Below are 22925 nucleotides of genomic sequence, written 5' to 3' on the forward strand. Positions count from 1 at the left end.
GAGTGACAGTCCGCGCCGGAAAGGATGCGCGAGCCGTCAAAAAGCTAGATCGTACCCATCAACATCAGGATGAGGATAACGACCAGAATGACACCGAGAATACCGGTCGGGCCGTACCCCCAGGCGCGCGAATAACCCCAAGTGGGCAAAGCGCCGATTAAAAGCAAAATCAAGATGATAATCAGAATTGTCGAAAGGCCCATTTTTCAAATTCCCTCACAGTGACCATTATGGCCCGTAAAACTTTTGTGAGGGACAAATGGTTCCCGCGGACAGGTTATTTTACATACGGCGCGCCGTTCCATCGATGATCGGGCCGTCCCTGCGCGCGCGAACCGGTGCGGTTACCGGCAGGCGCGAAACGATCCAACTGACCAGGAGCGGCACCAGAATAATGTCGTCGACCCAACCGAGCAGCGGAATGAAATCCGTGATCAGATCGATGGGCCAGACCAGATAGGCCGCGGCCGCAAAGGTCGCGAACTTGAGATAGAGCGGGGTGCCCGGCGACCAGAAGGCCTTCCAGAGCAAAAGCGCTTCCTTGCGAAACCGCAGGAAGCGAGGCAGCAGGAGGGAAGCGAGGTTCTTTATCATGAGTTCTAGATAGGGATCGGCGAGCAGCGTTCAAGGCCGCTAAAGCATTTCAGCGCTTCTTGGAATCGCTTCAATTTCTCGCAGTCTTTATTGGTCGTGCTTCCGAACAGGATAAGTGGTGCCCACTTATCCTGGAAGCACTCTTGGTCGCACGGGTGTAACATTGCGCTGGTCTTTGTGAAGGCTTATGTGTTCGACGAGAACAAAGAGTACGGGTCATGTCAGGTCCAGCGCAGCGCAAAACAACGGTCGGGGTCGATGTCGGCGGAGTGATGGTGGGAGGCGGCGGCCCCATTGTGGTCCAGTCGATGACCAATACCGACACCGCCGATATCGATGCAACAGTGCGTCAGGTCGCGGCGCTGGCGAGGGCCGGTTCGGAGATTGTCCGCATTACCGTGGACCGGGACGAGGCCGCCGCTGCGGTGCCTCATATCCGCGACCGGCTTATGGTGCGCGGTGTCAACGTGCCGCTGGTGGGCGATTTCCACTATATCGGGCACAAGCTGCTGTCCGACCATCCCGCGTGTGCGGAGGCTTTGGCCAAGTACCGGATCAATCCGGGCAATGTTGGTTTCAAGGACAAGCGCGACAAGCAATTCTCCCAGATGATCGAGATCGCCAACCGGTACGACAAGCCGGTGCGGATCGGGGTCAATTGGGGCTCGCTCGATCAGGAATTGCTGACCGTTCTGATGGATGAAAACGCGGGCCGTACCGAACCCTGGAGCGCAGCGCATGTGCAGCGCGAAGCCATCATCCGCTCGGCAATCCTTTCGGCCGAGCGGGCCGAAGAACTGGGTATGGGGCGCGACAAGATCATCCTGTCGACCAAGGTGTCGGACGTCCAGCAGCTGATTTCGGTCTACCAGGAACTGGCGGTGCGTTGCGATTACGCGCTGCATCTGGGACTAACCGAAGCGGGAATGGGGTCCAAGGGGATCGTCGCCTCCTCGGCGGCGCTGGGCATCCTGCTGCAGCAGGGTATTGGCGATACGATCCGCATTTCGCTGACCCCCGAACCGGACGGCGACCGGACGCTTGAGGTCAAGGTGGCGCAGGAATTGCTCCAGACAATGGGGTTTCGCCAGTTCGTGCCTGTGGTAGCGGCTTGCCCCGGTTGCGGCCGGACGACGTCGACGACGTTTCAGACTTTGGCAAAAGATATCCAGGACCATCTCTCAACCTCAATGCCTGAATGGCGGGAGAAATATCCTGGCGTTGAGGCCATGAGCGTTGCGGTGATGGGGTGCATCGTCAACGGGCCGGGGGAATCCAAGCACGCCGATATCGGCATTTCGCTGCCCGGCACCGGGGAAACGCCATCGGCGCCTGTGTTTATAGAGGGCCAGAAGGTGACGACGCTCAAGGGCGCCGATGTTGCCGACCAGTTCAAGCGCATGGTTGCCGATTATATTGAAAACCGGTTCGGGGCAGGGCGGGCCAAGCCAGCGGCGGAATGAGCTCTGTTCTCCTTGATAGCATTGTAACGCTTGATTCGCGGGTTTTGGCTGATCACACGACAGAAGCGGGCGACGCGTTTGATGTTGCGGATTATCGGCAAAAGGTTGCGGCATCGCTCGAAAAATCTCAACTGATCTGCGTCGAGCGGAATGGCCGGCATGTGGCTCATACCTATTTCTGGCCGCTGGCGGAGGGGCGCTGGTTTGTCGGTGCGTTCAGTGTCGATCCGGCGCATCGCAACGCATCGGTTCTGGCCGAAATCGGGCGGCGGATGGCGGCTATCATGGAAGACAAGGGTATCGAGACGCTCGAAAGCCATGTCTATCGCACCAATACATTGTCATTGGCGTTCCATGAAAAGCTTGGGTTTGAGCGGTTCATGGAAAACGAAAAGGGGTTCGCCCTTCGTATCGAGCGGGCGCGCATTGCGGGATCGGCGCTCGGCAGGCGTTTGGGCCGGCGGCGATGAGCACGATTACCATTCGCCCGGCGCTGGCGGGAGACGCCGAAGAGGCGGCTGCGCTGCTGCGGCGCTCGATTGTCGAGCTTTGCGTACCCGACCATGGCAATGATGCCGAGCGGCTGGAGCACTGGCTTTCCAACAAGACGCCCGAGTACTTTTTGAAGTGGATCGATGATCCGCTCAATACGATTTTTGTGGCTTTCGCCAATGGCCACATGGCCAGCGCCGGAGGGGTTCGGGAGAGGGAGGGGATCGTCCTCAACTATGTGCATCCCGAGAGCCGGTTCATGGGCGTATCGGGGGCGATGATGGTTCATCTCGAACAGATGTTGAGCGCGCGGGGGGAGTCAGTGGCCTATCTGGTCAGCACGATAACCGCGCGGCGGTTCTATGAGGCGAGAGGGTACCGCGAACGCGATCTCTTGCCTGAACAGCGACCGGCTTACGGAATTGCCATGGAAAAGCGGCTTTAGTGACTGCGGTCGGCGAAATGCCGAATGAGCGACCGGAGGCGATCTGCGCTTGGGCCGAAATTCTCCAGCGCATCGAGACCGTTCACTACGGCATCATCCAAGACCTTCCGGGCGGCATCAAGGCCGTTGCGGGCAATGATCGTTGACTTGTTTTGCGCCACATCCTTGCCGGCGGTCTTGCCCAGCGCATCGGAGGTGGCGGTGACATCGAGGATGTCATCTGCGATCTGGAAGGCGAGCCCGGCGGCGGTCCCGAAGCGGATCAGTTCGGCCCGCTGGGTGGAGTTGGCATTGCCGAGAATGGCGCCCATTTCAACGCCCACCCGGATCAGGGCGCCGGTTTTTTTGGCCTGCATCGTGAAAATCGCGTCTTCGTCGAGCGGGTTTGTTTCGCCTTCGATATCGAGGACCTGTCCACCCACCATGCCGGCGGATCCGGCTGCATGGGCGAGGGTCAGAACCAGTTCGGCGCGGATGGCTGGATCGGGATGGCTGCGCGGATCGGACAACAGTGCGAAAGCTTCAGTCAGAAGCGCGTCGCCGGCCAGGATGGCGAGAGCCGGATCGAAGGCTTTCCAGACGGTGGGTTTGCCGCGGCGGAGTTCGTCATGGTCCATGTCGGGCAGATCGTCATGGACGAGGGAATAACAATGGATCATTTCGAGTGCGGCGCCCACAGCGAGGCTTTTTTCGTGCGGCACGTCAAACAGCGAAGCGGAAAGGCGCACGAGGAAGGGGCGCAGGCGCTTGCCGCCGCCCAGCGTACCGTGCGCGATGGCGGCCAAGAGGCGCTCGGGGGCGTCGAGCGTTGCAATATGGGCGGCCAGAAACGCTTCGGTCTGGGTGGCGCAATCGGCAAGCTGGGAATCGAATTGATCTTCGGTCATGGCAAGATTTGCTAAAGCCTCCGTGTCCATTCTACAAGCGCGCTCGTTTGCGACTGAACCGGGAGGCGACATTTGACCAGACGGCGGAAAAGGCGGGGCTGGAAATCCTGGGTGGCGGTGCCGCTGGTGCTGGCCGCGGCGCTGGTGGCCATTCCGCTGGTGCTGGTGCCACTCTATTGGGTGGTGCCGCCGGTTTCCACGCTGATGATCGGCCGATATGTCACCGGCCAGCCGGTGACGCGCATATGGCGCGATCTCGACGAGATTTCCGACAGGCTCAAAACGTCGGTGGTCCTCTCTGAAGACTGGCAGTTCTGCACCCATCACGGGGTCAATGTCGCAGCACTGCGAACCGAGATCGACAAATTTCTGGCTGGACGCGAGGCCCGGGGGGCGTCGACCATCACCATGCAGGTGGCGCGGAACCTGTTTCTGACCAATTCGCGCTCTGTGGTGCGCAAAGCGCTCGAGGTGCCGCTGGCCATGTACATCGATCTTGTGTTGCCCAAGCAGCGGATCATGGAGATCTATCTCAATATCGCAGAATGGGGCCCCAACGGGGAGTTCGGCGTGGAGGCAGGAGCGCAGGCGGCGTTTGGGACAAGCGCTGAAAGTTTTTCATGGCAGCGCGCCACGCTACTTGTGGTGACGCTGCCCAATCCACATGTGCGGCGGCCCGGCAACCCGACGTCGGGGCTGGTTCGGACGGCCGGAATTGTCGAAGTAAGAGTGCAGCGGTTTTCATCGCAGGCCGAGTGTCTGTTCGACGGGGCACCGGCGCTATGAAAGCGTGCGATTTTCCTGACCGACAGACTAGCCAAGGCCCCGGTGATCCTGTATAGAGCGCCACGATCCCGATAGGGTAAAACGGTTTTGGCGTGGCCGGCGCGGCAGAGTTCTATTGCCTGAGCAGGGCACGCAGCATGAAAATGGAGTAGTCAAATGGCAGTCCCCAAAAGGAAGACGACGCCGATGAAGCGCGGGTTCCGCCGTTCGGCCGATGCGCTCAAGGGCGCAGCTTATGTTGAAGACAAGGACAGCGGCGAGCTTCGCCGTCCGCACCATGTCGATCTGAAGTCCGGCATGTATCGCGGCCGTCAGATTCTTGAGCCCAAAGGCAACTGATTGCTTAAAGCTCTGGTGCTTTAGACCAAAGCGCCATTGACGGGTTCGCCCGTCCAGAATACGGCCAGTCCTTGAAACAGGGACTGGCCTTTTTATTGGCCAGTACCCAGCCACTGGAGGATTGTGATGAGCACGCGGACTGAAACCGACTCTATGGGCCCTATCGAGGTTCCAAACGAGAAATATTACGGGGCACAGACCGCACGCTCGCTGATGAATTTCGATATCGGCGGCGAAAAGATGCCGCTCGAAATCGTCCATGCCTTCGGAACTCTGAAAAAGGCTGCGGCGGTCACCAATACAAAACTCGGGCTTATGGACGAAACGACCCGCGACCTCGTGGTCGCGGCGGCCGATGAGGTGATCTCCGGTAAGCTCGACGATCATTTTCCGCTGGTTGTCTGGCAGACCGGGTCCGGCACCCAATCGAACATGAACGTCAACGAGGTGATTTCCAACCGCGCCATCGAAATGGCCGGCGGGGAGATGGGCAGCAAGAAGCCCGTGCACCCCAATGACCATGTTAATATGAGCCAAAGCTCCAACGACACCTATCCCACCGCCATGCATATCGCGGCGGTGACCATTGTCGAGGACAAGCTGTTCGCCAAGGTCAAGCTGCTGCGCGACACGCTGGCGAAAAAGTCCGAGGAGTTCATGGACGTGGTCAAGATCGGCCGCACCCATCTTCAGGATGCGACGCCTCTGACGCTGGGGCAGGAAATTTCGGGCTGGGTGGCGCAGATCGACCTGGCGCTCAAGGCCATTGAGGCGAGCTTGCCGCAATTGCGCGAACTGGCGCTGGGGGGAACAGCTGTGGGGACGGGGCTTAACACCCACCCTGACTATGCGCGCATGGTGGCCGAGGAAATTTCGACTCTTTCGGGGCATCAGTTTGTGACGGCGCCCAACAAGTTTGCGGTGCTGGCCGGGCACGATGCGTTCGTCGGGGCTTCGGGTGCATTAAAGCAACTGGCGGTTGCGTTCATGAAAATCGCCAATGATGTGCGCTGGCTGGCCTCGGGGCCGCGCTCGGGACTGGGTGAGATCACCATTCCCGAAAACGAGCCCGGCTCCTCGATCATGCCGGGCAAGGTCAACCCGACTCAGTCGGAAGCCATGACCATGGTCGTGGCGCAGGTGATGGGCAATGACGCCACCATTGGGTTTGCGGCGAGCCAGGGCAATTTCGAGCTCAATGTCTATAAGCCGGTCATCGCGTTCAACTTCATCCAGTCAGTGAGGCTTTTGGCCGACGCGGCCAAATCGTTCAACGACAATTGCGCCATCGGCATTGAGCCGGACCGCAAGAAGATCAACGAGCATTTGAACAATTCGTTGATGCTGGTGACCGCACTCAATCGCAAGATTGGTTACGACAACGCGGCTAAGATCGCCAAAACGGCGCACAAGAACGGCACGACCTTGCGCGAGGAAGCTATTGCGTTGGGGCTTTTGAGCGGTGACGAGTTCGACGCCGAGGTGCGGCCCGAGCAGATGGTCGGGCCGATCACCATCAAGAAGTAACGTAGGGCCGGTCGGTGACCGGCCTTTTTTCTGGCCAAAATCGGGGTTTTGAGGCAGGGTCGCACCCATGAGACCACCCGCCCGACGGAACCCATCGATGTTTATGCCGCCGCTCCTGGCACTGCCCCTGATCGTTTACAATGTGATGGCGCTGTTCGGCTTTGCCGACGGTGCGGCCTGGATGTCGCCGCTGGCGACCATTTCCATGGTCTCAGGCGGCGTATGGGCGTTGAGTGTGGGGGACGTCTTCGTGCTTGTTTCGCTGGTGCTGCTGTTTGGCGAAATTCTCAAATCGACACGGTTCGGCAATGCCTCGGTGGTCGATCACATGCTTTCGACTGCAGTGTTTGTGATCTGTCTCGTGGAATTTCTGCTGGTGGGCTACGCCGCGACGTCAGTGTTTTTCATCCTGATGGTCATGGCGCTGATCGACGTGATCGCCGGATTTACCGTTTCCATCCGTGCCGCAGCGCGGGACGTGCAGTTTGGCGGGACCGAATAGGTCAGGCCGAAACCGATTTGCGGTAGCCCATGGGTAAGCGTTTGAGATCGCTTGTTTCGATGGCGCGATAGAACTGGCTGGCGCGCGATTCGCGTGAAGGCGAGGCCGGTGTACTGGCGCGGGCGGAGTCGATCAATTGGGCGAGAAAAGCCGCCTGCGGCGCCGAGCCGGCAAGGGACGGTCTGGCGCGCGGCACGGAAAGGCTGACCGGGAGGCGGTGTCCCGAAATCGTCCGTTTCTCTGGCTTGCTCGTATCCACTCGCGCGGTTCCGTTTCAAAGTGGGACATGTGTCCCGTTCTGGCACGCATCGAGTGCCCTGCTCCCCCAGAAGTCGCAATCGCCGTGCCAGTTGGCAATGTTTCGTTAACATTTGCCACAGGCAATCGAGCGCATGGTTAACGTGGCGGAGGGACTTTGGTTCGGGCAGGAGAGAGCACGGTTAACGAAGCGGTAAGGGAAGCGCCGCAATTTCGCGGCTTTGTTGCGCTTTTAGGGCGTCAAGATATTTTATTGGACCAGACCCGAGAGGCCGAACCTATGACCCTTGAGCTCGCCCCTACCCGACTGAGCGCGATTGCGCTTGCCCTTTTCTGCGTCGGTGGGCTTGCCGCCTGCTCAGGGGCGCCGTCTTCGACAGGTGGTGGGCTGGCGCCGGGCCTTGTCAGTCAGATCAATGTGCCGGGCGCTCAGATGGATCGGCAGGCGGCGCTGGGGATCATCAACCAGTACCGCGCGGTGCGCGGGGCCGCGCCGCTGAGCGCCGATCCGGCACTCGATGCGCAGGCTCAGAGTGTTGCGGCGCAATATGCGAGCACGGGTAACCCGCCAACTCGTCCGGCAGGCACAACCAATATGCGGCTTTCTGCGGGCTATACCAATTTTGCCGAGACGTTTTCGGGGTGGCGCAACAGTCCAGCCGATGCCGATGTTCTGGCGCAGGGCGATGCGCGGCGCGCCGGGTTCGCTGCCGTGTACGAGCCGAATTCGGCCTACGGCGCGCATTGGGTGATGCTGTTGGCTCGGTAGGGGCTAAGCCTCTTCCAGCAGGCGCTTGCGCAGTTCGGCGCGGGGACAGATGAGTTTGTGCTCGAGACTGTCGTAATCGACGCGGGTCAGAAATTCGATGGCAAAGCCGGGGTCGAGCATGCGCACGACGCGCCCGACCACGGTACCCAGCGCCATCGGCATACCGATTTCGACACCGAGATCGGCAGAGATGGCGGCTCCGGTCATCGAAATATCGATCACGAAACAATCGATCATCGTTCCATCGGCCAGAATGATGGTTGACTGGGGGTCCTTGGGCGTGACGCGCCGGTAGCGGCGGTTCTCGGAAACCTCGTAATTCTTGTGCTGCTCAAGCCATTGGACGTGCGAGGCGAGGCGCTCGCGTTCCTCATCGGTCATATCGAGCGACATTGTAAAGCCAAAGCCCATGGGGCGGGCGATCTGGCCGCGCAGCACACCGAACTCCTCGAAATGGGCCGTCACCCAATCCCCCACATCGCCGCCGATCGGGGCGGCAACGGACATGGTCATTGGTGAAATCCGTTGCACGCGACAAGCGAAATAGGATTTCTTATCATTTGTGCTGGGCCACTTTTCGAGGTGGTATCGTCCCGGCATATTGGTCATAAGCCGAAGGCGGTCATCCAACCGGGGCCGGCTCGTGCGGGCGTCGGCCCGTTTCACCTGTGTCATCGCAATGCTCCCCCAAGAGGGAAATACCTTACAGTATTAATCCTTAATAAACATTGACGTTTGTAATTGACGGGTTCTTGGGGTGTAGCCGCTTTGCCCGTGTACTCGTTTCTCGGTGAATAAAGATATGGGCGATACTGTTGTCGATGCGCGTGGACTCAAATGTCCGCTGCCCGTCCTCAAGCTCGAAAAGGCGCTGGCGCGCGCCAAAGCGGGCGAGACGATTGTGGTGCTGGCGACCGATCCCATCGCGCGGATCGATATCGCCCTCTATTGCCATCAGGAGGGACACGCACTCGTTACGCGCGACGAGGGTAGAGCCGTCCGGTTTACAGTGATCAAGTCCCCAATTGCGGGGTGAAGCCTCAGGGATTGGGCGTCAGTGACACGATCGAGGAATCGCCAAAGCCGGCCGAAAGGTTCTGATTGGCAGGACTTCCAGCTGCGATGTCAGGTATTCCCGGTCGGGGGCGGGGCAGAGGCACGTCGGCCAGCCGGCCAAGCGTTGCAATGGTGTGAGTGGGCGGAACTATGGTGTCGTTGAGATAGGAAATCTGGCCATCAAGGCCGGCAGAAAAAATCTCGGCACGTTCCTCGGAGTACTGCGAAGCATTGGCGCCGCAGATATCGGTGCGCATGTCGACGGGCAAAAGACCGGGCTGGTTGACGACGGCGTTAACGGTGCGGCCCGTGCCGCGATAGCCACCGGCAAAGCCCGAAAACAGCATCTGGGCGGTCATCTCGCCGCGTTCGCGTGAAGAACTGGCCCCCAAGGTTATGGCCATCAATTGCCGCCCGCCGCGGGTTACGGTGGCCACGATATTGAGCCCGGACGCGCAGACATAGCCGGTCTTCATCCCATCGGTGCCGGAAAAGCCGGTCAGAAGCTCGTTGTTGGACTGCGACCGTGCATCGCCGAGCGCCACGGTGCGGGTGGAAAACAGTGCATCATACTGGGGGAAACGCGCCCTGATGGTCAGCGCGATCATGGCGATGTCACGCGCCGTGATTACCTGGGCTGGGTCGTGCAGGCCGTGGGGATTGACGAAATGGGTGCCGGTCAGCCCCATGATCGCGGCGCGGGCGTTCATCATGTCGACGAAGGCCGGCTCGCTGCCAGCGATGGTTTCGCCAATGGCGACGGCGATGTCATTGGCTGATTTTACAACCAGGATATAGAGCGCATCCTCGAGCGTGATTGCGGTCCCCTCGGGCAGGCCCAGCTTGGAGGGCGCCGCCGAAAGCGCGTTTGCCGAGGTTATGACGGGCGTGGACAGCGAAGCCTGTCCGGTCTCGATGGCCTCGAACGCGATAAGCGCCGTCATCAGCTTGGTCAGGGAGGCAGGGTGCCAGGGAATGCCGGCCTCGTTTTCGTACAGCACCTCATTGGTGCGCATGTCTATGAGCAATTGCGGCAGCGCGAGTGCTGAAGACAGGGTGGCAGCGAGGATGCCGAGAACCAGGACGCAAATGGACAGCAACCGCTGGATAGACTGCACCGCGCTCACTCCGTTACCGTTTCGTTAATCGTCGGACCGATCCATAACAGGGCAAATTTGGCCAAACAATGCCCGCAAGCCTTCTTTGGGCAACTTGGCCGGGGCAAGGCTTTTGGGTCAAGGGTTCCCATTGGTAACCAAGAGCATTATATGGAACCTAGTTCAATCTCGGAGGTATGCTGCAATGGCCGGTATCGAGCCTGATGAAGCAACGGTTTGCACGGCGATGGGCGATATACTCAACCGGATTGGCGACAAGTGGAGCGTCATGGTGGTGGGCAGGCTCAAGGGCGGCACCATGCGGTTTTCCGAACTGCGCAGGGCCATTGACGGGGTATCCCAGCGCATGCTCACGCTTACCCTACGAAATCTTGAACGCGACGGGCTCGTGACGCGCACCGTCTATGCGGAAATTCCACCCCGGGTGGAATATACGTTGACCGAAATGGGTCGTACGCTGACGGGGCCGATTGGGGCGCTTTGGGACTGGGCGGCAGAACACCAGGATCAAGTGGCGCGGGCGCGTATCCATTATGATCGCGCCCAAGATGGGGTCGCCATACAGCCCGAGCGCCGGCGGGCCTGATCCTTCCTCATTGTGCGACTGCGATGTGCAGATGGTCCTGGTGCAGCCTGTCGGTGAATGATTTGCCGCCGACGCCGTCAAGCGCCCATGGTGAGCCGATCTGACGGATTTCGGGCTGCTGGTAGAGCCACTGCACTGTCTGATGGACCGCCGATCCGTCCGTTCTGCCGTCGATGACCAGAGTGTCGCCGAGCCTGTATATATCGACGGCCCGCCCCCTTGTGTGATCGGATTGCCGGTCGGTCCCGAACACCTCATAGGGATGGCCCTGCGAAAGTGTAACCACGCCGAAGGGGAACCGTTCGGCAAGGCGCGCCATGACGGCGAGCAGGTTCTGGGAAATACTGCCTGACAGAATGTCCCAACGGGCCGAATCGGGCATTTCGATCCGAGGATCGTTGAGAACTGCAAGAGCCTGAGGCGAGGGCGGGGCGGGCTCGGTAATCAGCGTGCCGCCGATGGAAGCGAGATCAGCAAAGCGCCAAATCCCATCGGACAGAGCCAATCTGACGTCAAGGGTTCTTATGAAGACCCGAATGCCCTCGGATGTGCCAACCATCTGTTCGACGACCACCATGACCGAGGCGGCGCTGGCGCCCAGACCACCGAGCTGGGGATAGATGATCCGTCCCTTCGACCACGCCCCGGGGATGTGAAATGTGGCCGCCAGTCCCTTTGCTTCGGAACCCGCGAAGTCGAGCCGTCGAGCGATCTGTTCAGCGGTTTCTGTTTGGGAGTAAGTGGTCAGCGCCAGCGCAACCTGGCTCGCCAGACGCTTGGCGTTGGGATGGGTCTCGTTTTGGGAAAGTGGTTCGGCTCCGTTCTGATGGGTGGCCGGGTTGACGATATCAGGGGCGTTGGGGACGGGTGGAAGCTGGGCCCAGCCGTTTTGGATAAGCGCGCACAACAGTGTAAGCGACCCGACCGCCATCCCTATCCTCATAAGCGCCTTCCTCATCAAATATCAGCCTGTATTCCCTCAGCGTGGCGCCGTCCTGGCTCTTATGCTGTCCAACCAGCCGGCAGCCCAGTCTTTCAAAAAACGGTGTGCCCAGTCCACCCTCCTCGGTGACCAACAGAGCCCGATGGATTCCCAGCAAGGTTGCGTGGCTGGCGAAGCCCTGGATCAGCCGGCGTCCAACGCCGCGGCGGCGCGCATTGACGTCGGTCACGATATGGCTCAGCACAGAAACCGGTCGCGAGGCGGCTTTGGGTCCGCTCGAACCCGATGGGGTGAGCCCCACGTGGCGGGCGATGCCCTTGGCGTAACGTCCGGCGCGGGTGCAGGCAAAATCGAGAGCGACCTGAGGGCGGGTGAGCATGGCACTGCATCCAGCCAGCGCGAGTTTCGAGCCGAAATTGCGGGTAACCCAGCGGTAGTGTTCGGCATTCGAAGTGGTGCCGAACAGGGCCCCCACTACAGTGCCCTCGTCGCGGGCCACCAGCGCGATTCCATAGGGCGAACTGGCGAAACTTTGCTGATAGAGGCCAAGGAAATGCCGGCCGAGCTTGGGAAAAAGCCCAAGACGCAGATTGTCGCGATGCAGGCTGGCTGTAACAGGGATATCGGCTTGATTGAGCGGTTCGATGGACAGCATGGCCGCAATCCTTGGGGCGCGTTAACTTTGATGGACAAAAGGTTAATGCAAAAGCCCTTCCGCCGTTCCTCGATTGCTCTCGAAATACATTTCGTATTGGGTAGGGCAGTTTTGTTGAACTGGCAGATTTTGCGATGGGTAAGGAAATTGAACTCAAGCTGCAGATCGCGCCCGTGGCTGCGGGGCCGGTTCTCCAGTGGGCGGAGGTGCATGGAGAGTTGGGGCGGCGGGATTTGCGCTCGGTCTATTTCGACACACCCGGTCGCTCACTGGCTATGGCGGGGCTCTCGCTGAGGACGCGCTTTGACGGGGCGCAATACGTCCAGACCGTGAAAGCCACGCAAGGCAAGGCTGCGGGGCTGTTCGCGCGTAATGAGTGGGAAAAGCCAGTACCGTCCGAGCAGCCTGAACCGGGTTCGGATACGCCGTTGGCCGGGCTGCCACCTCAAACGCTCGACGCGCTGGCGCCGCTGTTTTCGCTCGAGGTGGAGCGACGGAGCCTCGACATTGCGCGCCAAAACGGCGTCGTTGAACTTGCGATAGATACTGCAATTGTCGTAGCCGACGACCGACAAAGCGATTTCTGCGAGATCGAACTCGAACTGAAATCGGGTGGGGCCCATGTGCTGTTCGAGCTGGCGCGGGAACTGGACGCGCTGGCCAGTGTGCGGCTCGGGGTGATGACCAAATCGGAACGCGGCTACCGATTGCTCGACGCGGTGGCCGAGAGCGTCAAGGCCGAGTTCATACCGCTTTCAGCCGACCAGAAGGTCTCGGACGGGTTTTCGGTGATTGCCGCTGCGTGCATGCGGCAATATCGGCTGAACGAGGATATCCTGGTGCGGCGGCGTTCGCCCGAAGCTTTGCATCAGGCGCGAGTGGGCCTGCGGCGGCTGCGTTCGGCGCTCACGCTGTTCAAGCCGGCGGTCGAGGACGGGCGGTACGTCCATTTTCGGGACGAACTCAAATGGCTGGCGCAGGAATTGGGCGATGTGCGCGATCTCGACGTGCTCTACGGTCGTGCGCAATCGAGTGAGTTGCGGATCGCCATCGGTAGGTTGCGTGAAGGGGCCCAGGACGGGCTCGAGGCGATACTGGGGTCGGCGCGGGCCCGAGCGTTGATGGTGGACCTCGCCGAGTGGATCGCCGTGGGAGCGTGGCGAGGCGATGGCGATGGGGCACATGAATGCGTGCTCGGCGAATTTGCCGCTCAGGCGCTGGAGAAAGCTTTCAGCAAGTTCAAAAAGCGCAGCGACGGGCTGGCCGGGCTCAGCGATGAGGATCGGCACGAGGTGCGCAAGCTGGCCAAGAAGCTGCGCTATGGAGCCGAGTTTTTTGCCGGACTCTATACCGGCAAAAAGCCCGCCAAGCGACATGGCCGATTCATCGACGGGCTGCAGGCCGTTCAGGACAAGCTGGGCACGCTCAACGATCTGGCGGCGGCGCCGGATCTTCTGGCAAGAAACGGATTGGACGGTACCGAGGGGGCGGAAGGAGTGTTATCGGGCGCCGACACGACCGAAACGCTTGAAAGGGCTGAGGCGGCGCGTGACAGCCTGATTGGTCTCAAGCCTTTCTGGCACTAGGAAATTTCCGCGTTCGCCGGTGCGATTGAGGCGGCGCCAGCGGACTGCCTATAAAGCCAAAGATAATGGTGCGGGTGGCCGGAATCGAACCGGCACTCCTTTCGGAACTGGATTTTGAGTCCAGCGCGTCTACCAATTCCACCACACCCGCAGCAGATTTGTCGCGGCGGACTATAGGCAAACAGAGCGCCGCGTCAATTGCCCCGGGCCGGCCTTTTTGCGTTCCGTTGTGATTTTGATGCCGGAACGACCGATCAGCCCAAGAGGGAACCGATTACTTTGGCGATGCGCTTTTGCTTTGCTGGCTGGGAGACACCGGCCAACCGCCACTCGAGGATGGCTATAAGCCGCGCACGTTCCGGACCGGCAACGATATCGGCGGCAATCTCGGCATAGGCAGGCCATTGATTGACGGGGTCGGTTCCGATTCGATCAAGCATGATCGGGGTCGTTTTTTCGTAGTGCCCGGTGCGGGCGAGACCCGGCAGAATTCCCATTGTTGCGTCCTTGGCGATGACCGATCCGGCATCAAGAATGGTATCGAGACGTTGCGCGAGCGATTCCGGTTCGAGCGGCGCCAGCGTTTCGAGGGCCTTTAAAGCCCCCAGACTTGACGATTGGTACTCGGGGAGATCGAAGCCTCGCTTGCCCGATCGCGGTGCTTGTGACGCTTCTGAGGGCAACCCGAGCGGCGCTGGCCGCGGTGCGATATGAGAGCTTTGGCGCTTTTTGAACCTTTTGCCGATAGGGATAGTGAAGTGCTCGCGGGCTGCGCCGTAAATCCGGCGTGATCGTGATTGAAAAGTTAGTGCGGATGGAGCATGGCTTGCCGGCCCGCCCGCCAGTTGGGGACGACTATATATGCTGCGCCGCCTTTATGACTGGGCCATGAGAATGGCCGTGAGCCGACAGGCTCCCTATGCCCTGGCCGGGGTGAGTTTCGCCGAAAGCTCGTTTTTTCCGCTGCCGCCCGATGTGATGCTGATCCCCATGGTGGTGGCAGACCGCAAGTCGGCTTGGTGGAATGCCACGATCTGCACGATCGCCTCGGTGCTGGGGGGGATGTTCGGGTATGTGATCGGCGCGTTCCTGTTCGAGCCGCTGGCGCGGCCGATCATCGATTTCTACCACTACGGACCGGCGTTCGAGCAGCTCCAGCAATGGTTTGCCGATTACGGGTTGCTGATCGTCTTTGTCGCCGGGTTCACGCCGGTTCCCTATAAGGTGTTTACCATAGCGTCCGGCTTTGCCGGGCTGTCGCTTCCGGTCTTCGTTCTCGGTTCGATTATCTCGCGCGGTGCGCGGTTCTTTCTCGTGGCGACGCTGCTCTATTTCTTCGGCCCACCGATCCGCGATTTTATCGAAAAACGGCTCGGTCTGGTCACAATGGTGTTTACCGTATTGTTGATCGGCGGGTTCGTCGCCATCCGCTATCTGAGCTAGGATTTTCGCCTCATGTCGCAGACTTCTCCACTTTCACCGGCATCGGATCGGGTCAAGGCCGGCGCGGCTTTCGTTCTGGGGCTTGCCGCCATTCTCGGAGCGTTGGCGTTCCAGTTCATCGGCGGGCTCTATCCGTGCGAATTGTGCCTGACCCAGCGCTGGCCCTATTATATCGGCCTGCCGCTACTGGCCCTGGCGCTGATCGTTTGGAGAAAGCTTCCGACGCCATTCCGGGTGGGACTGATGGGCGTGGTTGCCGGTTTGTTTGCCTGGGGCGCCTGGGTGGGGGGCTATCACGCAGGTGTGGAATGGGGCTGGTGGCCCGGTCCGCAGAGCTGTACCGGGGTCGGCGACGACGCTGTCAGCCTCGATATGCTTTCGGACATGAGCGATGTGCGCATTGTGCCGTGCGACGCCATTCAGTGGGAGATGGCCGGCATCTCGCTGGCCGGGTTTAACGCACTGATATCGGCAGCCATCGTGGTGATGTTGGTACTCGCCATCATTGGGCAGTTGCGCCGCAAAGCGTAAGCCGGCCTACGGCTCGAGTTCGATATCCCAATAGAGATAATCGAGCCAGCTATCGTGGAGATAGTTGGGTGGGAAAGCCCGGCCGTTATTATGCAGATCGTGCACTGTGGGCTGGAAGGGCTTCTGGCGCGGGATCATGCCGATTTCGCGCGGGGTGCGATTGGCCTTGCGCAAATTGCAGGGCGAGCAGGCGGCAACGATGTTTTCCCAGGTCGTGCGGCCACCCTTTGAGCGCGGCAGGACGTGATCGAAGGTCAGATCGTGGCGCGAGCCGCAATACTGGCACTGGAAACGATCTCGCAGGAAAACGTTGAAGCGGGTAAAGGCGGGGTATTTGGCGGGCTGGACATAGTCTTTGAGCGAAATGACGCTCGGCAGGCGCATCTCGAAGCTCGGACTTCGGACCACCTTGTCGTATTCGGAGACAATATGAACGCGGTCCAGGCAAACGGCCTTTATTGCGTCCTGCCAGTTCCAAAGGGACAATGGATAATAGCTGAGCGGCCTGAAATCGGCGTTCAGGACAAGAGCGGGACAGGCCTGAGGTGACACGTGGATTGTCACAAAATCCTCCGGGGCATGGACTTAACCTCCCCGCAACGCTTCCAATCCTGAATGCGCTCTGACCGCTGCCGGAAGCGCTCCGGCGATTCCATCGCTATACTCTACGCCTCTTGTGACAGAGCTGTGAAGAACTTTGTTGAAAAGCTGCGGGGAATCCAACCTGCTAGAGGATTTCGCGCAGGAAGGCGGTGGCCGTATCGAGCCCGTCCTGGGCGATGGTGTGTCCCGAGCCTTGGGAAATATGGAGCTTTGCATCAATGCCGAGATCGAGGAGTCTGGGCAGTGCGGTTTGGCTTCCGATGACCGGAACGACCTCGTCCATATCGCCATGGATAAGCAGCACGGGAGGCTTGGAGGCGATTTCGGCATCGAGCTTTTCCGGCGCGACGAGAAGGCCGGAAAAGGCGATGATGGCCTTGAGGGCTTCGGGACGGCGCAGGCCGGTATAGAGCGCCATCATGGCCCCTTGCGAAAAGCCGGCGAGGACGGTGTCGGCGGGGCCAAGACCTGTCTGGGCCCAGAGGTCGGCGAGGAATGTTTCAAGGACCGGGTGGGCGGTCTCGGCGCCGGTGAGCCGCGCCAGGGTGCGGTCGCGTTCGAGATCGAGCGGAAACCATTCATAGCCGAAGGGATTGCCGCCGCAGACATGGGGTGCGTTGGGGGCGACGAACATTGTATCTGGGAAGCTGTCGCGCCAGAATTGGCCGAGCGCGATCAGGTCGCGGCCGTCCGAACCATAGCCGTGGAGGAGCACGACGAGACTTTTCGCGGCTCCTGAAACCGCGGGCAGCATGGGGCCGGAGAGCTTTACGGGTTCGGTCATCGATGGTCCTTGGATTGAGGGAGAATCAGAGGGCGTCCCAGGCGTCGGAGTTTTTCATGGCCGAGAAATAGCGCCAGAACATCAGGGCTGCGGCGCCCCGATGCGGTGACCATTGGGCGGCCAGGGGGATCAAGTCCTTGGGCAGCGGGCGCGCGGGAAGATCGAAAGCGTGTTCGACGGCCTTTTGCAGGGCAAGGTCGCCGGCGGGAAAGATGTCGGGGTGGCCGGCGCAGAACAGGAGATAAATCTCGGCAGTCCAGGGGCCGATGCCCTTGAGGCGGGTGAGGGTCTCGATGGCGTCGTCGGGATCCATCACATCAACCTGGGAAAAGTCCAATCCCTGCTCGGTGATGGCGAGGGCGACGCCGCGAATCGTTTCGAATTTCCCCCGCGAAAGCCCGGTTTTCCGTAGGGTCTGTTCGTCGAACCCGAGATATGCGTCCGGGGTTATGGCGCCCAGTGCCTCGACCCGGCCCCAGATGGCGCGGGCGGAAGCGACCGAGAGCTGCTGGCCGCAAACGATACGGGCCATGCCCTCAAAACCGGATGGCGAGGTGCGCAGGGTGATCTCGCCCGCCCGGCTTATGGCAGCGGCAAGGCGTTGATCGCGCTGGCTTAATCCCTCGAGATGAGCGGCGAGCGCCTGGGCGCTGTCGAGCCGGGCTGGAGTGGCAAGGGCGCTCATGGTAGGGGCTTTCAAAGAGGATTTGCTGTCGGTCATGTCATTGCCATCTCGCACTATTTTCCGCTTCGCGCCAAGCCCGAACGGGCTGTTGCATCTGGGTCATGCCTATTCGGCGCTGTATACCCAACATTGGGCCAGAGCGCTGGGCGGGGCGTTTGTGCTGCGGATCGAAGACATCGATATCGCGCGGTGTCGACTCGAATTTGTCGAAGCGGTTTTTGTTGATTTACAATGGCTTGGGCTTGAATGGTCCGCGCCGGTGCGGCGGCAGTCGGAGCATTTTTCCGACTATCTGGCGGCCGCGGATGCCTTGCGGAGCAAGGGTTTGCTCTATCCGTGTTTTTGTTCGCGGGCCGAGATCCGGGCGGCGAGCGATGGGCGGGTCGATCCGGATGGGGCGCCGATTTATCCTGGGACCTGCCGACATCTTTCGGGGCGCGAAAGGCTGGAAAAACTCGAGTCTGGGGTGCCGGTGCAATGGCGTCTGGATATGGGGCAAGTCCTTGACGGAAAGAAGGAATTTGTGATCCGCGAAGCGATGCCTGACCCCTCTTGCGCGGCGGTCGAGCGACCGGCCGAGCCCGGGCGATGGGGGGATGTGGTGATCGTGCGCAAGGATACCCCGACCAGCTATCATCTTTCGGTGGTGGTCGATGATGCCATCCAAGGCATAACGCATGTGACCCGGGGGACGGACCTTTATGCCTCGACCGATATTCACGTTGTTTTACAAAACCTTATGGATTTGCCGAGCCCGGTCTATACCCATCATCGGTTGATTGTCGGGGCGGACGCGGAAAAGCTTTCCAAGTCCAAAGGGTCGGAAAGCCTTGCCGGGTTGCGGGCGCTGGGGATTACGCCCGAGGACATCACGGCGCAGTTTTCGTTTTGAATATTAGCCCAAACAATGGCGCGAAAAGCTATGGACTTGTGTGTTGGGGACCACAACATTTGCAATGATTGCCGCGATGGGTGTAACGGGGCGACAAAATGGGGCATGACCCGATAGCGATGCGGTGTCGTAGACATGCGTATCGATCCATTTTTTGAAAGCGATCCCATGCAAACTTCCCTCAACATCGTGATCGTTCTGGCCGTCGCTGCGGTAGCGGTCATCTTGGGCATGGGGCTTTACAACATGTTCAAGGGCGGATCGGGCAACACGAGCCAGAAGCTGATGCGGGCCCGCGTCATCATGCAAGCTATTGCTGTGGCGCTTTTGATGGCGGCGTTGTACTTCTTCGGGCCGCAAAGATAGGTGCCTTAGGGGGGCAAGGTTCTTATGGTCAAGCTCAACAAGATCTACACAAAGACCGGCGATGACGGCACGACCGGGCTGGTGGACGGGCCGCGGCGGGGCAAGGACGATCTGCGGGTCGAGGCCTATGGCACCGTTGACGAGGCCAATGCGGCGATCGGGCTGGCGCGACTTTCCACCAAGGACATGGCGCGGGTCGATCATGCGCTGGGGCGGGTCCAGAACGATCTGTTCGATCTGGGGTCCGATCTTGCAACGCCCGGTCCCGACGAGGATCGTTCCTACAAGGCCCTGCGGGTGACGGCGCGGCAGGTGGAGTGGCTCGAGGGCCAGATCGATGCGTTCAACGAGGTGCTCGAGCCGCTCACCTCGTTCGTGCTGCCCGGGGGCACACCGCTTTCGGCGGCGCTGCATCTGGCGCGCACCATAACGCGGCGGGCCGAGCGGGTGTGCGTTGCAACGCGGCGGGCCGAGCCCGATCTCAACCCCGAAGCGATCCGTTATCTCAACCGGCTCTCGGATCTGCTGTTCGTTCTGGGCCGGGTGGCTAATGGCAATGGCAGCAAGGACGTCTTGTGGGAGCCGGGGCGCAATACAGGCACCGAAAAAAGCTGAATAGTTGCCATGCGCTCGGCGGGATGGCCGACATCACGATCTTGCCCTATAGACCGGGCAAAACCCGAGCAGGCAACGAGAACGGACGCCGGACCTTGAAATTCTATTCGCAGATGGCGTCGTTGAAATGGCCGGCAAGCTTTCAGGGCAAGATCTTTCTTGTCTGCTTTGTTTCGACCCATATCCCGCTGCTTTCGCTGTTGGCGTTTTTCGCGGTGCGATCCGAGGTGGGCGGGAGCCTACCGGTGCTGGCGATCGCGACACTGGCCACGCTTTTGGGCACGGGGCTGGCCTTTGCGGCCATGGCGGCAATGATGGAGCCGATTCGGCGCTCGTCGCTGGCGCTGTCCGATTATCTCGAGCGTGGCGATTTTCCCGACCTGCCGACAGGCTATGGCGATGAGGCCGGGCAATTGATGACCAACGTACAGCGGGCGGTGGCCACCATCGACCGGCAGGTGGGCCGGCTGGCCGATGTGGCGCTGACCGACGACATGACCGGGGCACGCAACCGGCGCTGGCTCAACGCATACGGTATCCCGATGTTCGAGGACTACAAAAAGGCGGGCAAGAGCTTTGGCCTGCTGGTCATTGATCTCGATAAGTTCAAAGCCATCAACGACACCCATGGGCACACGGTGGGCGACCAGGTGATCCTGGCGACCGCCGACATCATAAGAGTCAATATCCGGGCGACTGACCATCTGGTGCGAACGGGCGGTGACGAGTTCTGCGTGCTCATGCCGTCGGCCGGCGGCAGCGATGTGGCGCTGGCGGCCGAACGGTTGCGCAAGGCGGCGGGGCAATCGCTGCGCGGGATCGGGCTCGACCAGACGGTGACGGTGAGCATCGGGGCGGCCAATCTGCACCGGCAGGACAGTGGGTTCCTGGACACCTACAGACGCGCGGACGCCTATCTTTACAAGGCCAAGCAGGACGGCCGGAACATGGCGGCGGTCGCGTCCTAGAGCCGTTCTGGATCTGACTGACTCAAATCCCTGGCTCCAAACCCTTGCTGCGCGTCCGAACCGCAAAACCGTTTCCATCCCCGATCGCGTCGAGGACATGGTTTTGCCGGACACGCTCCAGGAACGGGCGCAACCGCCCGGTCAGCATCGATTTCTCCACTTTTCGTGATCGTTTTCGAGGCGTATTATCCGCGTTGGGGCGGCGGAGACTTCACGGGGAGGTCGGGCTTGCCCATGAGGGTTTGAAAAATGCCCAGGGTCTCACATCTTTTTTTCCAGAGCGGTATCGTCTTTCTCGTTATCGGCATCGGCATGGGGTTGCAGATGTCCATATCGGGCGTCCACAACGTGACCGGCGCCCACGCCCATCTCAACCTGCTCGGCTGGGTGACCAGCGCGCTGTTCGGCGGCTATTACGCGCTCAACCCCGCCAAGGCGGCAACGCGGCTGGCGATGGTGCATTACGGCGTCTATACGCTGGGTGTGGCCGTCATGGTCCTGGGGCTATATTTCCTGCTTCAGGGCAATGCCAGCTTTGAGCCTCTTGTGGCGGGCGGTTCGCTCGTGACGTTCGCCGGGGTGCTGATCTTTGCCTACACGGTGTTTGCGCCGGCGCGCACCGCCTCACCAGCCCGGCCGATGCCGGCCGAGTAGCGGCCCTTCCGCAGCGGGGCGGACGAGCGGCTTTTTCGCCCGGTGCACGAATGGCTATCCCTGGCGCCGATCCGAGAGAACGGGCCGGCGCCATGGGCTTTTGTTTTGGCGCGCGTTCCGGCGGCAAAAATGGTATCGGGTGGTCGGGAAGCGCTCGGGCACACCGAGGGCTCAGACAGGGGACCGCGCCGATGTTTCTGCCGCTCTATGACAGCAACAAGATCGCCCATATCGAGCGGCCCTTCGTCAATTACGGGTTGATCGGGGTCAATATCGCCGTGTTCCTCATGCAATGGGCGGGCGGGCAGGACGGGCTCTATTTCGGCCAGATCACCTATGGGATGATCCCGGCGGTGGTCAGCGGAGCGGTCGAAGGCCCGGCGCCGTGGCTGCCCGATCAGGCGACGGTTTTCACCTATATGTTTCTGCATGCCGACTGGCTGCACCTGTTGTCCAACCTTCTGTTCTTGTGGGTGTTCGGCGACAATGTCGAAGACGCCATGGGGCATTGGAAATATCTTGTCTTTTACCTTGCCTGCGGGGTGTTGAGCGGGCTGAGCCATCTTTGGCTTTTTCCCGATGCCATGGGACCGCTGATCGGGGCATCGGGGGCGGTGGCCGGGATCATCGGGGCCTATCTCGTGCTTTATCCAAAGGTGCGGGTGTTCGTTCTCAACCGGCTGATCATCACCTTTCCTTTGGCGCTTCCGGCCTGGGCGGTGCTGGGCCTGTGGGTCGCGACACAGCTTTTCTATGTTTTTATCTGGGGCGATGACGGGGTGGCCTGGTGGGTGCATCTGGGCGGGGTCGTGGCCGGAGCGGTGCTGGTTCTGGTGTTCAAGCGGGGTGAGGTTACGCTGTGGGGCGGGTGAGGCGGTGGATGCTTTTCGGGCTGGCCTTTAAGGCGGCAGGCTGACCTGCTCTGGCGCTCAAGGCCCCTCACTGCCTGCCGGCTTTCTCGCCTGCAATCGTGCCACCGGCACGATTGGCAAGGCGGCTCGAAGTCTCCCTGAGGGGGCGAGGGCCAAGATGGCCGAAGCGATGGGGATTGGCCGTCGGCCATTGGTTAATCGAGGGTAAGGGTTTCTTAGGCGCGGGCACTTAGTCTGATGGGCGCACGCAGATGCGACAAGGATGGGCAAAGATGAGCGATATTGCCGCCACGGCGGTGGCCATGAAACAGGCCCAGACCGTTCAGACCGCCCAGATGCTGATGGTCAAAAAGCAGCACGAAATGGAAATGAGCATGATTTCCATGCTGACCGAGGCTGTCGAGAACGCCCCGGCGCCGGCCCCTGCCGGGATGGGGACCAGGGTCGACAAGCGGGCTTGAGCTGCGGCTGTTCATGCTGATCCGGCATTCTCCAGAAATCCTTTT

Annotated in this window: 32 protein-coding genes and 1 tRNA gene; 20 read left to right on the forward strand and 13 right to left on the reverse strand. The window is 60.5% G+C overall.

The genetic code is table 11. The annotated features are described in order from the left end of the window. Window positions 1-44: 44 nt before the first annotated feature. Together V6617_RS02735 and V6617_RS02740 are read right to left on the reverse strand one after the other, a co-directional pair. Entirely contained in the window at window positions 45-203 is a 159-nt protein-coding gene (locus V6617_RS02735) for a DUF3309 family protein (RefSeq protein WP_338608935.1), read from the reverse strand. A gap of 79 nt (window positions 204-282) precedes the next feature. Continuing rightward, on the reverse strand, window positions 283-594 hold the full coding sequence (locus V6617_RS02740) for a YkvA family protein (RefSeq protein ID WP_338608936.1): 312 nt from the start codon (window positions 592-594) through the stop codon (window positions 283-285). A gap of 218 nt (window positions 595-812) precedes the next feature. Here V6617_RS02740 and ispG point away from each other — a divergent pair, with 218 nt between their 5' ends. The 3 genes from ispG to V6617_RS02755 are packed head-to-tail and all read left to right on the forward strand — an operon-like array spanning window position 813 to window position 2994. Further along, complete coding sequence (ispG, locus tag V6617_RS02745; protein WP_338608937.1) at window positions 813-2057, forward strand: flavodoxin-dependent (E)-4-hydroxy-3-methylbut-2-enyl-diphosphate synthase; 1245 nt, start codon at window positions 813-815, stop codon at window positions 2055-2057. 44 nt (window positions 2058-2101) lie between these two features. After that, window positions 2102-2527 (forward strand): GNAT family N-acetyltransferase, encoded by a 426-nt coding sequence (locus tag V6617_RS02750; protein ID WP_338608938.1) that lies wholly within the window; start codon window positions 2102-2104, stop codon window positions 2525-2527. After that, on the forward strand, window positions 2524-2994 hold the full coding sequence (locus V6617_RS02755; RefSeq protein WP_338608939.1) for a GNAT family N-acetyltransferase: 471 nt from the start codon (window positions 2524-2526) through the stop codon (window positions 2992-2994). Before V6617_RS02750 ends, V6617_RS02755 begins: the two co-directional genes overlap by 4 nt. Here the strand turns inward: V6617_RS02755 and V6617_RS02760 are convergent. Next, window positions 2991-3881, reverse strand: a complete 891-nt coding sequence (locus tag V6617_RS02760; protein WP_338608940.1) for a polyprenyl synthetase family protein — start codon at window positions 3879-3881, stop codon at window positions 2991-2993. The two genes, V6617_RS02755 and V6617_RS02760, sit on opposite strands and share 4 nt — an antisense overlap. 72 nt (window positions 3882-3953) lie before the next feature. On the opposite strand from V6617_RS02760, the gene V6617_RS02765 reads away from it, so the two are divergent. The 4 genes from V6617_RS02765 to V6617_RS02780 all read left to right on the forward strand — a co-directional run bounded on the left by V6617_RS02765 (window position 3954) and on the right by V6617_RS02780 (window position 7035). Next, the gene (locus V6617_RS02765; protein WP_338608941.1) at window positions 3954-4667 is read left to right on the forward strand and encodes a transglycosylase domain-containing protein; all 714 of its coding nucleotides are present in this window, start codon (window positions 3954-3956) and stop codon (window positions 4665-4667) included. 156 nt (window positions 4668-4823) lie between these two features. Further along, window positions 4824-5006 (forward strand): 50S ribosomal protein L32, encoded by a 183-nt coding sequence (gene rpmF, locus V6617_RS02770; RefSeq protein WP_041528804.1) that lies wholly within the window; start codon window positions 4824-4826, stop codon window positions 5004-5006. Window positions 5007-5132: 126 nt separating this feature from the next. Further along, window positions 5133-6533, forward strand: a complete 1401-nt coding sequence (gene fumC / locus V6617_RS02775; protein WP_338608942.1) for a class II fumarate hydratase — start codon at window positions 5133-5135, stop codon at window positions 6531-6533. A gap of 97 nt (window positions 6534-6630) precedes the next feature. Continuing rightward, window positions 6631-7035, forward strand: a complete 405-nt coding sequence (locus tag V6617_RS02780) for a hypothetical protein (protein ID WP_338608943.1) — start codon at window positions 6631-6633, stop codon at window positions 7033-7035. Between the two features lies 1 nt (window position 7036). On the opposite strand, the gene V6617_RS02785 is transcribed toward V6617_RS02780, so the two are convergent. Beyond that, on the reverse strand, window positions 7037-7294 hold the full coding sequence (locus tag V6617_RS02785; RefSeq protein ID WP_338608945.1) for a hypothetical protein: 258 nt from the start codon (window positions 7292-7294) through the stop codon (window positions 7037-7039). Window positions 7295-7573: 279 nt separating this feature from the next. Between V6617_RS02785 and V6617_RS02790 the strand changes: the two genes are divergently transcribed. Then, window positions 7574-8062 carry a CAP domain-containing protein gene (locus V6617_RS02790; protein ID WP_338608946.1) on the forward strand — a complete coding sequence of 163 codons (489 nt, stop codon included), beginning with the start codon at window positions 7574-7576 and terminating at the stop codon, window positions 8060-8062. A 3-nt stretch (window positions 8063-8065) separates the two neighbouring features. Here the strand turns inward: V6617_RS02790 and V6617_RS02795 are convergent, their stop codons facing one another. Further along, window positions 8066-8575 carry a PilZ domain-containing protein gene (locus tag V6617_RS02795; RefSeq protein ID WP_338608947.1) on the reverse strand — a complete coding sequence of 170 codons (510 nt, stop codon included), beginning with the start codon at window positions 8573-8575 and terminating at the stop codon, window positions 8066-8068. 289 nt (window positions 8576-8864) lie between these two features. Between V6617_RS02795 and V6617_RS02800 the strand changes: the two genes are divergently transcribed. Then, window positions 8865-9098, forward strand: coding sequence for a sulfurtransferase TusA family protein (locus V6617_RS02800; RefSeq protein ID WP_338608948.1), 234 nt, complete (start codon window positions 8865-8867; stop codon window positions 9096-9098). Between the two features lie 4 nt (window positions 9099-9102). Here the strand turns inward: V6617_RS02800 and V6617_RS02805 are convergent, their stop codons facing one another. Beyond that, a complete protein-coding gene (locus tag V6617_RS02805) occupies window positions 9103-10236 on the reverse strand; it encodes a D-alanyl-D-alanine carboxypeptidase family protein (protein ID WP_338608949.1) in 1134 nt (377 codons plus the stop codon). Window positions 10237-10420: 184 nt separating this feature from the next. Between V6617_RS02805 and V6617_RS02810 the strand changes: the two genes are divergently transcribed. Further along, the gene (locus V6617_RS02810; RefSeq protein ID WP_338608950.1) at window positions 10421-10822 is read left to right on the forward strand and encodes a helix-turn-helix domain-containing protein; all 402 of its coding nucleotides are present in this window, start codon (window positions 10421-10423) and stop codon (window positions 10820-10822) included. Between the two features lie 7 nt (window positions 10823-10829). Here the strand turns inward: V6617_RS02810 and V6617_RS02815 are convergent, their stop codons facing one another. Together V6617_RS02815 and V6617_RS02820 are read right to left on the reverse strand one after the other, a co-directional pair. Beyond that, entirely contained in the window at window positions 10830-11753 is a 924-nt protein-coding gene (locus tag V6617_RS02815) for a hypothetical protein (RefSeq protein ID WP_338608951.1), read from the reverse strand. Beyond that, window positions 11671-12420, reverse strand: coding sequence for a GNAT family N-acetyltransferase (locus tag V6617_RS02820; protein WP_338608953.1), 750 nt, complete (start codon window positions 12418-12420; stop codon window positions 11671-11673). The genes V6617_RS02815 and V6617_RS02820 overlap by 83 nt, the downstream gene beginning before the upstream one ends. A gap of 134 nt (window positions 12421-12554) precedes the next feature. Between V6617_RS02820 and V6617_RS02825 the strand changes: the two genes are divergently transcribed. Then, the gene (locus tag V6617_RS02825) at window positions 12555-14006 is read left to right on the forward strand and encodes a CHAD domain-containing protein (RefSeq protein WP_338608955.1); all 1452 of its coding nucleotides are present in this window, start codon (window positions 12555-12557) and stop codon (window positions 14004-14006) included. Between the two features lie 66 nt (window positions 14007-14072). Here V6617_RS02825 and V6617_RS02830 read toward each other — a convergent pair. Both V6617_RS02830 and V6617_RS02835 read right to left on the reverse strand, forming a co-directional pair. Continuing rightward, window positions 14073-14157: transfer RNA gene (locus tag V6617_RS02830), tRNA-Leu, on the reverse strand. Window positions 14158-14260: 103 nt separating this feature from the next. Further along, on the reverse strand, window positions 14261-14689 hold the full coding sequence (locus tag V6617_RS02835; protein WP_338608957.1) for a hypothetical protein: 429 nt from the start codon (window positions 14687-14689) through the stop codon (window positions 14261-14263). 178 nt (window positions 14690-14867) lie between these two features. Here V6617_RS02835 and V6617_RS02840 point away from each other — a divergent pair, with 178 nt between their 5' ends. After that, window positions 14868-15449 carry a YqaA family protein gene (locus tag V6617_RS02840; protein ID WP_338608958.1) on the forward strand — a complete coding sequence of 194 codons (582 nt, stop codon included), beginning with the start codon at window positions 14868-14870 and terminating at the stop codon, window positions 15447-15449. 12 nt (window positions 15450-15461) lie between these two features. Continuing rightward, a complete protein-coding gene (locus V6617_RS02845) occupies window positions 15462-15980 on the forward strand; it encodes a disulfide bond formation protein B (RefSeq protein WP_338608959.1) in 519 nt (172 codons plus the stop codon). A 6-nt stretch (window positions 15981-15986) separates the two neighbouring features. Here V6617_RS02845 and V6617_RS02850 read toward each other — a convergent pair whose 3' ends face one another. The 3 genes from V6617_RS02850 to V6617_RS02860 all read right to left on the reverse strand — a co-directional run bounded on the left by V6617_RS02850 (window position 15987) and on the right by V6617_RS02860 (window position 18052). Further along, window positions 15987-16544 carry an HNH endonuclease gene (locus tag V6617_RS02850; RefSeq protein ID WP_338608960.1) on the reverse strand — a complete coding sequence of 186 codons (558 nt, stop codon included), beginning with the start codon at window positions 16542-16544 and terminating at the stop codon, window positions 15987-15989. A 163-nt stretch (window positions 16545-16707) separates the two neighbouring features. After that, a complete protein-coding gene (locus V6617_RS02855; RefSeq protein ID WP_338608961.1) occupies window positions 16708-17367 on the reverse strand; it encodes an alpha/beta hydrolase in 660 nt (219 codons plus the stop codon). Between the two features lie 25 nt (window positions 17368-17392). Continuing rightward, window positions 17393-18052: a DNA-3-methyladenine glycosylase gene (locus tag V6617_RS02860; protein WP_338608962.1), complete on the reverse strand. Its 660-nt coding sequence runs from the start codon at window positions 18050-18052 to the stop codon at window positions 17393-17395. 34 nt (window positions 18053-18086) lie between these two features. Between V6617_RS02860 and gluQRS the strand changes: the two genes are divergently transcribed. From gluQRS to V6617_RS02895, 7 genes are all read left to right on the forward strand, one after another. Further along, the gene (gene gluQRS / locus V6617_RS02865) at window positions 18087-18944 is read left to right on the forward strand and encodes a tRNA glutamyl-Q(34) synthetase GluQRS (protein ID WP_338608964.1); all 858 of its coding nucleotides are present in this window, start codon (window positions 18087-18089) and stop codon (window positions 18942-18944) included. 168 nt (window positions 18945-19112) lie between these two features. Further along, the gene (locus V6617_RS02870; protein WP_338608966.1) at window positions 19113-19310 is read left to right on the forward strand and encodes a twin transmembrane helix small protein; all 198 of its coding nucleotides are present in this window, start codon (window positions 19113-19115) and stop codon (window positions 19308-19310) included. A 24-nt stretch (window positions 19311-19334) separates the two neighbouring features. After that, window positions 19335-19925: a cob(I)yrinic acid a,c-diamide adenosyltransferase gene (locus V6617_RS02875; RefSeq protein ID WP_338608968.1), complete on the forward strand. Its 591-nt coding sequence runs from the start codon at window positions 19335-19337 to the stop codon at window positions 19923-19925. 95 nt (window positions 19926-20020) lie between these two features. Beyond that, a complete protein-coding gene (locus V6617_RS02880) occupies window positions 20021-20893 on the forward strand; it encodes a GGDEF domain-containing protein (protein ID WP_338608970.1) in 873 nt (290 codons plus the stop codon). 249 nt (window positions 20894-21142) lie between these two features. Next, window positions 21143-21547 carry a hypothetical protein gene (locus V6617_RS02885; protein WP_338608972.1) on the forward strand — a complete coding sequence of 135 codons (405 nt, stop codon included), beginning with the start codon at window positions 21143-21145 and terminating at the stop codon, window positions 21545-21547. 191 nt (window positions 21548-21738) lie between these two features. After that, window positions 21739-22419: a rhomboid family intramembrane serine protease gene (locus V6617_RS02890; RefSeq protein ID WP_338608974.1), complete on the forward strand. Its 681-nt coding sequence runs from the start codon at window positions 21739-21741 to the stop codon at window positions 22417-22419. Window positions 22420-22691: 272 nt separating this feature from the next. Continuing rightward, complete coding sequence (locus V6617_RS02895) at window positions 22692-22880, forward strand: YjfB family protein (RefSeq protein ID WP_338608976.1); 189 nt, start codon at window positions 22692-22694, stop codon at window positions 22878-22880. The last annotated feature ends 45 nt before the right edge of the window (window positions 22881-22925 follow it).

Origin of the sequence: Pelagibacterium nitratireducens, from assembly GCF_037044555.1 — a bacterium.
GTDB lineage: Bacteria > Pseudomonadota > Alphaproteobacteria > Rhizobiales > Devosiaceae > Pelagibacterium > Pelagibacterium nitratireducens.